This is a genomic window from Pseudomonas sp. P20 (assembly GCF_016463925.1).
In the GTDB taxonomy this organism is placed as follows: domain Bacteria; phylum Pseudomonadota; class Gammaproteobacteria; order Pseudomonadales; family Pseudomonadaceae; genus Pseudomonas; species Pseudomonas aeruginosa.
The window spans coordinates 62296-75303 of record NZ_JAEMVM010000007.1; the positions used below are offsets into that span (position 1 = coordinate 62296).

The following is a 13008-nucleotide window of genomic DNA, read 5'->3' on the forward strand; positions in this document are numbered from 1 at the left end:
CAGCGGCGAAATGCGTTTTCGCCGTCGTTGCTTTCTCATTCGATATCCGTTCGGCGACGATCGCTGGCAGGGCGATGCCGCCCCCAACGAGACCGAAGCCATGTCGCAGACGCCGTCCCTCGCCCAGCTCCAGCCCGCCGATGCCTTCCTGCGCCGCCACCTCGGCCCCGATCCTGCGGAACAGCAGGCCATGCTGGACTTCCTCGGAGTTTCCACTCGCGCCGAACTGATCGTGCAGACGGTGCCGCCGGCGATCCGCCTCAACCGGCCGCTGGAACTGCCCGCCGCGCTCGACGAACAGGCCGCCCTGGCGCGCCTGCGCGGCTACGCCGGGCTCAACCAGCGCTGGACCAGCCTGATCGGCATGGGCTACTACGGCACCGTGACGCCGTCGGTGATCCTCCGCAACGTGCTGGAGAATCCCGGCTGGTACACCGCCTATACGCCCTACCAGCCGGAAATCGCCCAGGGCCGCCTGGAAGCGCTGCTGAATTTCCAGCAACTGACCATCGACCTCACCGGACTCGACCTGGCCAGCGCCTCGCTGCTCGACGAAGCCACTGCCGCCGCCGAGGCCATGGCCCTGGCCAGGCGGGTGGCAAAGGCCAGGAGCAACCGGTTCTTCGTCGATGCGCATTGCCATCCGCAGACCGTTTCGGTGTTGCGTACCCGCGCCGAGGCGTTCGGTTTCGAGCTGGTCGTCGACGAGCCGGACAATCTTGCCGCCCACGCGGTGTTCGGCGCCTTGCTGCAATACCCGGACAGTCGCGGCGAGATCCGCGACCTGCGCCCGCTTATCGAGGCGTTGCACGGCCAACAGGCGCTGGCTTGCGTCGCCAGCGACCTGCTCGCCCTGTTGTTGCTGACCCCGCCGGGGGAACTCGGTGCCGACGTGGTGCTCGGCAGCGCCCAGCGCTTTGGCGTACCGATGGGCTACGGCGGGCCGCACGCGGCGTTCTTCGCCACCCGCGAAGGGTACAAGCGGGCAATGCCGGGGCGGATCATCGGCGTTTCCCGCGACGCCCGCGGCAACCCGGCGTTGCGCATGGCCCTGCAAACCCGCGAGCAGCACATCCGTCGGGAAAAGGCCAACTCGAACATCTGCACCGCCCAGGTGTTGCTGGCCAACATTGCTTCGCTGTATGCCGTCTACCATGGGCCGCAGGAGCTGAAACGCATCGCCCAACGCGTCCAGCGCCTGACCGCGCTGCTGGCGGCGGGCCTGGAAAGCAAGGGACTGCGGCGGCTCAACCGGCACTTCTTCGACACCCTGACCTACGAGGTCGGCGAGCGTCAGGCGGCGATCCTCGAACGGGCGCGGGCGGCACGGGTCAACCTGCACGTGGTCGACGACCGGCGGCTGGCCCTGAGCCTCGACGAAACCTGTGACGCGGCGACCCTGGCGACCCTGTTCGAGATCTTCCTCGGCGCCGGCCACGGGCTGGATGTCGCGCACCTGGATGGCGGGGCGGTGGCCGACGGCATCCCGGCGGTCCTGCAACGCACTTCGGCCTACCTGCAGCATCCGGTGTTCAACGCCCACCACAGCGAGACCGAGATGCTTCGCTACCTGCGCCAGCTGGAAGGCAAGGACCTGGCGCTGAACCAGGCGATGATCCCGCTCGGCTCCTGCACCATGAAGCTCAACGCCAGCAGCGAAATGATCCCCATCACCTGGCCGGAATTCGCCGAACTGCATCCGTTCGTGCCGCGCGAGCAGGCCGAGGGCTATCGCCGGATGATCGACGAACTGGAAGCCTGGCTGCGGGCGATCACCGGCTTCGACGCCATCTGCATGCAGCCGAACTCGGGAGCACAGGGCGAATATGCCGGGTTGCTGGCGATCCGCCGCTACCACCAGAGCCGCGGCGATAGCCAGCGCGACATCTGCCTGATCCCCGCATCGGCGCATGGCACCAACCCGGCCTCGGCGATCATGGCCAGCATGCGGGTGGTGATCGTCGAGTGCGATCCCTGCGGCAACGTCGACCTCGACGACCTGCGCCTCAAGGCGGCCGAGGCGGGCGACCGGCTGTCCTGCCTGATGATCACCTATCCCTCGACCCACGGCGTCTACGAGGAGGGGATAGGCGAGATCTGCGAAGTGGTCCACCGCCACGGCGGCCAGGTCTACATGGACGGCGCCAACCTCAACGCCCAGGTCGGCCTGGCGCGACCGGCGGACATCGGCGCGGACGTCTCGCACATGAACCTGCACAAGACCTTCTGCATCCCCCATGGTGGTGGCGGGCCGGGCATGGGGCCGATCGGGGTCAAGCGGCACCTGGCGCCGTTCGTCGCCAACCATCCGGTGATCCGCGTCGAAGGGCCGAACCCGCTGAACGACGCGGTCAGCGCGGCGCCCTGGGGCAGCGCCAGCATCCTGCCGATCAGTTGGATGTACATCGCCATGATGGGCCCGCAGTTGGCCGACGCCAGCGAGGTGGCGATCCTCTCCGCCAACTACCTGGCGAACCGCCTGGACGGGGCGTTCCCGGTGCTCTACCGCGGGCGCAACGAGCGCGTCGCCCACGAATGCATCCTCGACCTGCGACCGCTCAAGGCGCAGACCGGGATAACCGAGGAAGACGTGGCCAAGCGCCTGATGGACTACGGCTTCCACGCCCCGACCATGTCCTTCCCGGTGCCGGGCACGCTGATGGTGGAGCCGACCGAGAGCGAGTCGAAGGCGGAGCTGGATCGTTTCGTCGAGGCGATGCTGAGCATCAGGGCCGAGATCGGCAAGGTGGAGAGCGGCGCCTGGCCGGCGGAGGACAACCCGCTGAAACGGGCGCCGCATACCCTGGCCGACGTCACCGGGATCTGGCAGAGACCCTACGAGATCGCCGAGGCGGTGACCCCGAGCGAACATGCGCGGGCGTTCAAGTACTGGCCGGCGGTTAACCGGGTGGACAACGTCTACGGTGACCGCAACCTGTTCTGCGCCTGCGTGCCGCTGGACGACTACCGCGAGTGACCTCGCCTCCGGGCGGAGGCGAGGTCGCCGTGGCCTACTGCTGGACGGCGGACTGCTCGCCGCCGGCGAGGATCGCGCTGGCCAGTTCCATGTCGCTGGCCTGCAGGTCCGGGTTGTCGTTGCGCAGCTTCTGCAGGGCGGCTTCCAGGTACGGCCCGCGGATCGCGCCGTCGCTGGCGATGTAGCTGCCGGCGTCGTCCTGCGCGGCGACGATCAGCTTGTGGTCGTGGCGGAAGGTCAGGTAGGTGGAGGCCGTGGTGGCACCCGAGGAAATGATGTTGCGCCAGAAGGTATCGGCCATGGCCGAGCCCAGCGGCAGGGCGGCGATGACCAGGGTGGCGGCGGCGAGTTTGACGGAACGCATGGGGGAACTCCTGATAGGGGGCTGCGTGTTACATCAGATCGCGTTTGCCGTCCCGGAGTTCCAGTGGGGATGACCGTCCGGTCGCTTTTTCCACTGCCGTACAGCCCCCGCCGGCCGGGAGCTACAGCGATTCAGGGCGCGGCAGGCTCGACGTGCAGCAGGGCGCCGTCCTGGCCGGTGACCCGGACCAGGGCGCCGCGCGGCAGGTCGGGACCGCTGACCAGCCACGACGCGTCCTCGACGCGCAGCTCGCCGAGCCCGCCGACGATCGCCCGGTGCAAGGGAAAGGTGCGGCCGAACAGGTCGTCGCCGCGTCGCTGCAACCCTGGCGTTTCCTCGACGCTACCGGCCTTGCGGCGACGGCGTCGATGCAAGGCGGCGACCAGCCCGGAGAGCAGGACGAACAGCCCTACCTGCCAAGGCCAGGCCAGTCCCGGCAGGAGCGCGCCGAGCGCACCGACACAAGCGGCGGTGAGGCCGACCCGCAGCAGATAGCCGCCGGCACCGAAGATTTCCAGGAGCAGGAGGGCGGTACCGAAGGCCAGCCAGTCCCAGAAGTCCAGGCGTAGCAGCAGGATTTCCATCGGCCGGCCCTCAGCGCCGGCTCGGCGGCCGGCCGAGCCATATCGGGCCAGGGACGCCGCTCGCGGCTCGCCGCAGGTGCGGTGCGCCACGGCTGGGGAGCGTCGGCGCGGGGACGGCGGGGGGAACGCTCGTCATCGTCTACATCCTTGTCTGTGGGCCTGGCAGGCCCGTCCGGCGTTGTGCCGTGCAACCGTCGGAACTCCGCCGACGGGATGTGCCGCTACTTCTGTTCGCTCTGCGGGGTCACCCGCAGTACTTCCTCCAGCGTACTGATACCTGCGGCGACCTTCTGCGCGCCGGACAGGCGCAGGCTGCGGGTGCCTTCCTTGTACGCCTGGCGGCGCAAGGCGACCAGGTCGGTGTCGGCGGTGATCAGTTCTTTCAGGCTATCGCTGAGCAGCATGATTTCATAGACGCCGGCGCGCCCGCGATAGCCGGTGTCGCGGCACTCCAGGCAACCCACGGCCTGGTGCGCGCCGCTGGGCGGCGGGGCGCTCCAGGGGCGGGTCAGTTCGTGCCAGTCGCTGTCCGCCAGTTGCATCGGCGCCTTGCAGTGCGGGCAGAGCGTGCGCACCAGGCGCTGGGCCATGACCCCTAGCACCGTGGCGCGGATCAGGTAGTAGGGCACGCCCAGTTCGAGCAGGCGGGTGATCGCCGTGGGGGAGTCGTTGGTGTGCAGGGTGGAGAGCACCAGGTGCCCGGTGAGCGCCGCCTGGATCGCCATCTCGGCGGTCTCCAGGTCGCGGATCTCGCCGACCATGATGATGTCCGGGTCCTGCCGCAGCAGGGCGCGTACGCCGCTGGCGAAGGTCAGGTCGATGTTGTGCTGGACCTGCATCTGGTTGAACGAGGGCTCGATCATCTCGATCGGGTCCTCGATGGTGCAGACGTTCACCTCATCGGTGGCCAGTTGCTTGAGCGTGGTGTAGAGCGTGGTGGTCTTGCCCGAGCCGGTGGGGCCGGTGACCAGGATGATGCCGTTGGGCTGGCTGGTCATGCTCTGCCAGCGGCGCAGGTCGTCGGCGGAGAAGCCGAGCTGGTCGAAGCTCTTGAGCAGCACCTCGGGGTCGAAGATGCGCATCACCATCTTCTCGCCGAAGGCGGTGGGCAGGGTCGACAGGCGCAGCTCCACCTCGGCGCCGTCCGGGGTCTTGGTCTTGACCCGGCCGTCCTGCGGCTTGCGTTTCTCCGCCACGTTCATCCGTCCCAGCGACTTCAGGCGGCTGACCACCGCCATGGTCACCTGCGGCGGGAACTGGTAGACGTTGTGCAGCACGCCGTCGATACGGAAGCGCACGGTGCCCTGCTCGCGGCGCGGCTCGATGTGGATGTCGCTGGCGCGCTGCTGGAAGGCGTACTGGAACAGCCAGTCGACGATGGTGACGATGTGCGCGTCGTTGGCGTCCGGCTCCTGGTCGGCGGCGCCGAGGTTGAGCAACTGCTCGAAGTTGCCGACGCCGCTGATCTTCTGGTCCGGCGAGGTGGCGCCGCTGACCGAGCGGGCCAGGCGGAAGAACTCGACGGTGTAGCGCTGGATGTCCGCCGGGTTCGCCACCACCCGCTTGATCGGTCGCTTGAGCACATGCACCAGGTTGCTTTCCCAGCCCTGTACGAAGGGCTGGGCGCTGGCGATGGTGACTTCCTCCGGACTCAGCGCGACGGCGAGGATGCCATGGCGCTGGGCGAAGGCGTAGGACATCAGCGGAGTCACCGCGGCGACGTCGATCTTCAGCGGGTCGATGCGCAGGTAGGGCTGGCCGGCGTACTCGGCCAGCCACTGGGTGAGGGTCTCCAGGTCGAGCTTGCGTCCGGGGCGCTTGAGATCCTCGACCTGCTGCGCGGCGAGGAACTCCAGCGGATGCTGCTGGTTGCGCACTGCGCTGCGGCGGATCGCCAGGCACTGTTCGGCCTGCTCCTGCCCGACCCGGCCCTGGGCGACCAGCTCGCGGAGCAGGTCGCCGAGGTCCAGCAGGCGGTCCTGGGCGGCGGTGGCGAACACGGACATGCAGACTCCCTTCGGATGATGGCGGTAGCGGCGAAGCTTATTTCATCAGCGCCTTCCAGGGTTTGAGCGTCAGCACAGTATGGGCCTGCGTGGCGCGGGCAGCCAGGCGCTCGGCATCGACAGGTTGCCGCAGCAGCTCCAGCAACTTGGCCAGTTCGCCGTAGAGGCGGTCGGCTTCCGGCAGGTCGAGCACGCCGCGCGCCAGGCGCAACCAGGTAAGCATGCGCTGCAGGCGCGGCGCTTGGTCGGGGAGCAGCTCGGGATGCTGGTGGGCGCGCGCCAGCGGCGTGGCCTGGGCTTCTTCGGCAAGGCTGCGCAGCAGCCACTTGCCCAGCGCGGCAGAGCCCTGGCGGTTGCCGCGCTCGTTGCGCGACTCGGTCCAGGCCTTGGCCAGCAGCCAGCGCGAGGCATTCAGGGAGAACAGGCCCCAGCGGGTCTCGTCGAGTTCGCCGCGGAACAGTTGCGGCGCCTGCTGGCGTAGCGTCTCGTCGTCACGGCCGCGCTCGATGCGCGGCGCCCAGTCGGCGAGGAGAGCGTCCAGCGCTTCGCGCAGCTCGCGACTGCTGGCGCGTGGCACCGCCTGGCCGAGGCTGCCGAGCAGGGTACGCAGGTCCTGCAGGTGTTGCAGCCAGTCCTCCAGCAGGCGCCAGTGGCCGTTGAAGCGATACTGTTCGGCCAGTCGCTGGCTGCTGCCGAGCAGGTACCAGGCGATGGCGGCGAAGGCACCGTCCAGCGGGGTTTCCGCCAGCAGTTTCTGGGCCGGGGGATCGACCTCGTAGCTGTTCGGGTCGAACAGGCGGTAGCCGCGCTCGGCCTTGCTGATGTCGCAGGGCATCAGCGGCAGGTCGGCGGCCAGTTCCGCGGCCAGCTCCAGCAGCGCGGCGGCATCGCCCTGGCGCAGTTCCAGCTCCAGTTCGCAGATTTCCTCCTGGTTGTCGCCGGCGACCACCTTGCCCAGGTCGAGCGCCGCCTCCACGACTACCCTGGCCTTGCCGCGGCCCCAGGCGATCTCGGCGCGCTGGCGGACGAAGTCGGTGCTGAAGATCGGCTTGAGCTGCTTCTTGTCGAGATCCTTGAGGGCCGCCGGCCAGCACTTGTCGTCGAGTTTCTTCAGGTCGAGCTTGTTCTTTTCCAGGTACCAGTCCCACTCGTTGCGTTCGGACAACCCGGCCACGCTCTGCCCGCGGCTTTTCAGCGTCTGGATGTACTGCTCGCCGTCGCGGCGCATGCGCAGCGCGACCTTGGCCCGGGCCAGCTCGCGGCCGGGGGTGTCGTAGTACTGGTTGTACAGTTCGCGGCGCTCCCAGCCCGATTTGTTGCGCTTCTTCAGCAACGGGTGCTCCTGCAAGGCTTCCAGGGTGGCGCGGCTGACGCGGAGTTTGATTTCGGTTTCTTTCTGCATGGGGCGATGTCCGGCTCGGGACGCCAGGCGTCCGCGGGTGAAGGTGTTCCAGATCAAAGGCGCGCGGGGTGGGTGGCCTATACTTTTCGGCATTTCCACCAGGGAGGCGTTCCATGCCGACCAATCCGTTCATCAGCCTGTTCGGCCGTTCGCCGATCGGGCCGATGCAGCAGCACATCGCCAAGGCCCACGAATGCGCGGCCGGCCTGTTGCCGTTCTTCCGCGCGGTGATCGCCGAGGACTGGGCGCAGGTCGAACAGGTTCAGCAGGACATGGTGCGACTGGAGCAGGAAGCCGATCGGCTGAAGAAGAACGTCCGGATGCACCTGCCCAAGAGCCTGTTCCTTCCGGTGCCGCGCTCCGATCTGTTGGAGCTGCTCAGTGTACAGGACAAAGTCGCCAATCGCGCCAAGGACATCGCCGGGCTGATGCTGGGCCGGCGCATGCGCATCCCGCTGCCGCTGCAGGGCCAGATGCTCGCCTACGTGCAGCGCTCGGTGGACGCCAGCGCCCAGGCGTTGCGGGTAGTCAACGAACTCAACGAACTGCTCGAGACCGGCTTCGGCGGGCGCGAGACCAGTCTGGTGGAGAGCATGGTGGAGGAACTCGAGGCGATCGAGAACGACACCGACCGCATCCAGGTCGAGGTGCGCCGCGAGCTGTTCCGCCTGGAAAGCGAGCTGCCGCCGGTGGACGTGATGTTCCTCTACCAGATCATCGAATGGATCGGCGATGTCGCCGACCGCGCCCAGCGGGTCGGCAACCGCCTGGAGCAATTGCTGGCGCGTTGAGCGCCAGGTTTCTTTCCGCCTTCTGCCCGCATACGGATCCCCGCCCATGTCCCTGATCGCCGACCACGGCTTCGCCTTCCTCGTACTCGCCTGCCTGTTCGGTTTCTTCATGGCCTGGGGCGTCGGCGCCAACGACGTCGCCAACGCCATGGGCACCTCGGTGGGCTCACGGGCGCTGACCATCCGCCAGGCGATCCTGGTGGCGATGGTCTTCGAGTTCTGCGGTGCCTACTTCGCCGGCGGCGAGGTCACCGAAACGATCAGGAGCGGCATCGTCGACCCGCAGTACATGACCCCCGACCTGCTGGTCTTCGGCATGCTCTCGGCCTTGCTGGCCGCCGGGGTCTGGCTGTTGCTGGCGACGATCAAGGGCTGGCCGGTGTCGACCACCCACTCCATCGTCGGCGCGATCATCGGCTTCGCCTCGGTCGGTGTCTCGGTGCACGCGGTGCACTGGGGCGCGATCGGCCCGATCGTCGCCAGTTGGGTGGTGACGCCGGTGCTGTCCGGGCTGCTCGCCTTCGCCCTGTTCAGGAGCGTGCAGTGGCTGGTACTGCATGCCGAGGACCCGTTCCGCAGCGCGCGCCGCTACGTGCCGCTGTACATGTTCCTGGCGGGCTTCATGGTCGCGCTGATGACCGTCGGCAAGGGCCTGAAGCATGTCGGCCTGGAGCTTTCCGGCCTCCAGACGCTGGGCCTGGCGTTGCTCGCCGGCGGCCTGGTGATGGGCCTGGGCATCGTCCTGCTGTTGCGCATCCGACCCACTGGCGGAGCCGATCCGCGTGGCGGCTTCGCCAGCGTCGAGCGGGTCTTCGCGGTGCTGATGATCTTCACCGCCTGCTCCATGGCTTTCGCCCATGGTGCCAACGACGTGGCCAACGCCATCGGCCCGGTGGCGGCGGTCGTCGCGGTGGTCCAGGCCGGCGGCGACCTGGATCTGGTGAGCCGTTCGCCGGTGCCGTCCTGGGTACTGCTGCTGGGCGCGGTGGGCATCGTCATCGGCCTGGCTACCTATGGCTACCGGGTGATCGCCACCATCGGCCGGGAGATCACCGAGCTGACCCCCAGCCGCGGCTTCGCCGCCGAGCTGGCGACCGCCTCCACGGTGGTTGGCGCCTCGGCCATCGGCCTGCCGGTATCCACCACCCATACCCTGGTCGGCGCGGTGCTCGGCATCGGCATGGCGCGCGGCATAGGCGCGCTCAACCTGCGGGTGATCGGCTCGATCTTCCTGTCCTGGGTAGTGACCCTGCCGGCCGGCGCGGTGCTGGCGATCCTGTTCTTCCTGGTCCTGCGCGCGCTGTTCGGCGCCTGAGCGCGATCTTCGTCGGCTGGCGCAGGCGGAACCGGAACGGACGGTTTTATCCACTGTCGCGATAGGCCATGATGGGGCTCGATCCGTGTGGAGAGTCCCATGCCGTTGCCGTCTCTGAAAGACCAGTTCGGCGCGCTGATCGCCGCGTCTTCCGTCAGTTGCACCCAGCCCGAGCTGGACCAGACCAACCGCCCGGTGGTCGACCTGCTGGCCTCCTGGCTGGGCGATCTAGGCTTCCGCTGCGAGATCCGGGAAGTCTCGCCGGGCAAGTTCAACCTGCTGGCCAGCTACGGCAGCGGTCCCGGCGGGCTGGTGCTGGCCGGCCACACCGATACCGTGCCCTACGACGAAGCGCTGTGGAGCAGCGATCCGCTGCGCCTGGACGAGCGCGACGGCCGCTGGTACGGCCTCGGCAGTTGCGACATGAAGGGCTTCTTCCCGCTGGCCATCGAGGCCTTGCTGCCGCTGCTCGACCAGCCGTTCCGCCAGCCGCTGATGATCCTCGCCACCTGCGACGAGGAAAGCTCGATGGCCGGCGCCCGTGCCCTCGCCGAAAGCGGGCGACCGCTGGGTCGCGCCACGGTGATCGGCGAGCCGACCAACCTGCGGCCGATCCGCCTGCACAAGGGGGTGATGATGGAGCGCATCGAGATTCTCGGGCAGAGCGGCCATTCGTCCGATCCGAACCTCGGCCGTAGCGCCCTGGAGGCCATGCACGCGACCATCGGCGAGCTGATGGCGCTGCGCGGGGAATGGCAGCGGGCCTGGAACAACCCGCAGTTCAGCGTGCCCCAGCCGACCCTGAACTTCGGTTGCATCCACGGTGGCGACAATCCCAACCGCATCTGCGGCCAGTGTTCGCTGGAATTCGACCTGCGCCCGCTACCCGGCATGCAGCCTGAGCAGTTGCGCGAGGCGATCCGCCAGCGCCTGCGGCCGCTGGCCGAACGGCACCAGGTGAGCATCGACTACCAGCCGCTGTTCCCTGCCGTGCCGCCGTTCGAACAGGCGCAGGACAGCGAACTGGTACGCGTCGCCGAACGCCTGACCGGGCATCGCGCCGAGGCCGTGGCGTTCGGTACCGAGGCGCCGTACTTCCAGCGCCTGGGCAGCGAGACCCTGGTCCTCGGTGCCGGCGACATCGCCTGTGCCCACCAGCCCGACGAGCACCTCGAACTGGCGCGTATCGAACCGATGGTCGGCGTGCTGCGCCGGCTGATCCAGCATTACTGCCTGACGCCCGCCGCCGACTGAAGCGCGGCGTGGCCGGCGACCAGCTCGAAGCCGCCGTTGATGACGAACTGCACGCCCATCGCCACCAGCAGGAAGCCGACCACTCGCGAGATGGCGTCGATCCCGGATTCGCCGAGGAACTTCATGATGCGCCCGGAGCTTTGCAGGGCGATCCAGAAGATCAGCGCGGTGAGCAGGGTGACGGTGATCGCCGCGAGGTGGATGAACAGCGGAATGCTTCCGTAGGTGGATTGCAGCGTCGACGCCGAGCTGACCACCAGGGCGATGGTTCCCGGCCCCGCGGTACCCGGCAGGGCCAGCGGAACGAAGGACAGGTCGCGGAAGTGCGGGGTGATCTTTTCCTCGTCCGACAGCAGGTCGTGCTGGACTTCGGTCTCGTCCGGCGTGGTGGCGGGGAACAGCATGGTGAAACCGATATAGGCGACGATCAGCCCGCCGGCGATGCGCAGGCCGGGAATGGAGATGCCGAACACCTGCATCACCAGGCTGCCGCCGTAGAAGCTGACCAGCATGATCAGCGCCACGTAGAGGCTGGCCTTGAATATCTGCCGGTTGCGCTCCGCCGGCGGCAGGCTGCCGCCGAGGCCGAGCAGTAGCGAGACGCTGGTCAGCGGGTTGGCCACCGGAAGCACGGCGAGCAGTCCGATCAGGACGTGATGGAAGTATTCGCTCATGAATTTTCCTCGTTCGCGTGGTTGCGCGCCGGACGGCACGGCGAACGAGGCAGCCTAGCGAAAAAGCGCTGTGCGAGTTAACCGGGGTTTTCGGATAGTTTTTTTCAAAAATAGTGGTAAAACGGTTGGTTCCGGCCCCAGGCCCCGTACCATGGTCGAATCCCGCGGCCGGGGGGCCGCCGAGGGTTTAAACTCGCGCGTGATCCATCCGTCTCGTTAACCAGAAAGTGAGGAGAAGCCTGTCGATGTTGCTGCGACGACGATAACGGCGCCCTTCGGGCCGTCCCGGCCGCTCACGCTTTGCTCTCGCTCACGAAACGACAGGCTTTCCCCACCATGCCCGACTACGTCAACTGGTTACGTCACGCTTCGCCCTACATCAACTCGCACCGGGACCGCACCTTCGTGGTCATGCTCCCCGGCGAAGGGGTGGAGCATCCCAATTTCGGCAATATCGTCCACGACCTGGTCCTTCTCCACAGCCTCGGTGCGCGCCTGGTGCTGGTGCACGGTTCGCGTCCGCAGATCGAGGCGCGCCTGGCCGCGCGCGGCCTGGCTCCGCGCTATCACCGCGACCTGCGAGTGACCGATGCACCGACCCTGGAGTGCGTCATCGACGCCGTGGGTAGCCTGCGCATCGCCATCGAGGCGCGGCTGTCGATGGACATGGCCGCCTCGCCGATGCAGGGCGCGCGCCTGCGGGTCGCTGGCGGCAACCTGGTCACCGCGCGGCCGATCGGCGTGGTCGAGGGTGTCGACTATCACCATACCGGTGAGGTCCGTCGCATCGACCGCAAGGGTATTGGCCGCCTTCTCGACGAGCGCAGCATCGTTCTGCTCTCGCCGCTGGGCTACTCGCCGACCGGGGAAATCTTCAACCTGGCCTGTGAAGACGTGGCCATGCGCGCCGCCATCGACCTGGAAGCGGAAAAGCTGATTCTCTACGGCGCCGAACAGGGCTTGCTGGACGCATCCGGCAAACTGGTCCGCGAACTGCGCCCGCAGCAGGTGCCCGCGCACCTGCAACGGCTGGGCAACAGCTACCAGGCCGAGCTGCTGGACGCCGCGGCGCAGGCCTGCCGGGCCGGGGTCAAGCGCAGCCATATCGTCAGCTACACCGAGGACGGCGCGCTGCTCAGCGAGCTATTCACCCGCACCGGCAACGGCACCCTGGTCGCCCAGGAGCAGTTCGAGCAGTTGCGCGAGGCGGGCATCGAGGACGTTGGCGGGCTGATCGAGCTGATCCGCCCGCTGGAAGAGCAGGGTATCCTGGTACGCCGTTCCCGCGAGGTGCTGGAACGCGAGATCGAACAGTTCAGCATCGTCGAGCGCGAAGGGCTGATCATCGCCTGCGCCGCGCTCTACCCGATCGCCGATTCCGAGGCGGGCGAGCTGGCCTGTCTGGCGGTCAACCCGGAGTACCGCCACGGCGGGCGTGGCGACGAACTGCTGGAGCGGATCGAGGAGCGCGCGCGCGGACTCGGCCTGAAGACCCTGTTCGTGCTCACCACGCGGACCGCGCACTGGTTCCGCGAGCGCGGCTTCCAGCCCAGCAGCGTCGAACGGCTACCGGCGGCGCGGGCCTCGCTGTACAACTTCCAGCGCAATTCGCAGGTATTCGAGAAGAGCCTGTGATCCGCC

The 13008-nt window shown here is 67.9% G+C and carries 10 protein-coding genes; 5 read left to right on the plus strand and 5 right to left on the minus strand.

The window, feature by feature from the left end:
* Nucleotides 1-100 precede the first annotated feature (100 nt).
* A complete protein-coding gene (gcvP, locus tag JHD77_RS07760; protein WP_019727023.1) occupies nucleotides 101-2977 on the plus strand; it encodes an aminomethyl-transferring glycine dehydrogenase in 2877 nt (958 codons plus the stop codon).
* Nucleotides 2978-3011: 34 nt separating this feature from the next.
* Here the strand turns inward: gcvP and JHD77_RS07765 are convergent, their stop codons facing one another.
* The 4 genes from JHD77_RS07765 to JHD77_RS07780 form a co-directional block, all read right to left on the minus strand.
* Nucleotides 3012-3341: a DUF2388 domain-containing protein gene (locus tag JHD77_RS07765; RefSeq protein WP_003096280.1), complete on the minus strand. Its 330-nt coding sequence runs from the start codon at nucleotides 3339-3341 to the stop codon at nucleotides 3012-3014.
* A gap of 131 nt (nucleotides 3342-3472) precedes the next feature.
* A complete protein-coding gene (locus JHD77_RS07770; RefSeq protein ID WP_019727022.1) occupies nucleotides 3473-3925 on the minus strand; it encodes an NfeD family protein in 453 nt (150 codons plus the stop codon).
* 221 nt (nucleotides 3926-4146) lie between these two features.
* Complete coding sequence (locus JHD77_RS07775; RefSeq protein ID WP_003096276.1) at nucleotides 4147-5931, minus strand: GspE/PulE family protein; 1785 nt, start codon at nucleotides 5929-5931, stop codon at nucleotides 4147-4149.
* Nucleotides 5932-5968: 37 nt separating this feature from the next.
* The gene (locus tag JHD77_RS07780) at nucleotides 5969-7333 is read right to left on the minus strand and encodes a CYTH domain-containing protein (protein WP_003100082.1); all 1365 of its coding nucleotides are present in this window, start codon (nucleotides 7331-7333) and stop codon (nucleotides 5969-5971) included.
* 113 nt (nucleotides 7334-7446) lie between these two features.
* On the opposite strand from JHD77_RS07780, the gene JHD77_RS07785 reads away from it, so the two are divergent.
* From JHD77_RS07785 to argE, 3 genes are all read left to right on the plus strand, one after another.
* Nucleotides 7447-8124: a TIGR00153 family protein gene (locus JHD77_RS07785; protein ID WP_003096272.1), complete on the plus strand. Its 678-nt coding sequence runs from the start codon at nucleotides 7447-7449 to the stop codon at nucleotides 8122-8124.
* Nucleotides 8125-8170: 46 nt separating this feature from the next.
* Nucleotides 8171-9439, plus strand: coding sequence for an inorganic phosphate transporter (locus tag JHD77_RS07790; protein ID WP_003100079.1), 1269 nt, complete (start codon nucleotides 8171-8173; stop codon nucleotides 9437-9439).
* Nucleotides 9440-9538: 99 nt separating this feature from the next.
* Nucleotides 9539-10693, plus strand: coding sequence for an acetylornithine deacetylase (argE, locus tag JHD77_RS07795; RefSeq protein WP_003100077.1), 1155 nt, complete (start codon nucleotides 9539-9541; stop codon nucleotides 10691-10693).
* Here the strand turns inward: argE and JHD77_RS07800 are convergent.
* Nucleotides 10666-11367 (minus strand): MarC family NAAT transporter, encoded by a 702-nt coding sequence (locus JHD77_RS07800; RefSeq protein ID WP_003114055.1) that lies wholly within the window; start codon nucleotides 11365-11367, stop codon nucleotides 10666-10668. The two genes, argE and JHD77_RS07800, sit on opposite strands and share 28 nt — an antisense overlap.
* Nucleotides 11368-11703: 336 nt before the next feature.
* On the opposite strand from JHD77_RS07800, the gene argA reads away from it, so the two are divergent.
* Nucleotides 11704-13002 carry an amino-acid N-acetyltransferase gene (gene argA / locus JHD77_RS07805; RefSeq protein ID WP_003096265.1) on the plus strand — a complete coding sequence of 433 codons (1299 nt, stop codon included), beginning with the start codon at nucleotides 11704-11706 and terminating at the stop codon, nucleotides 13000-13002.
* Nucleotides 13003-13008 lie beyond the last annotated feature (6 nt).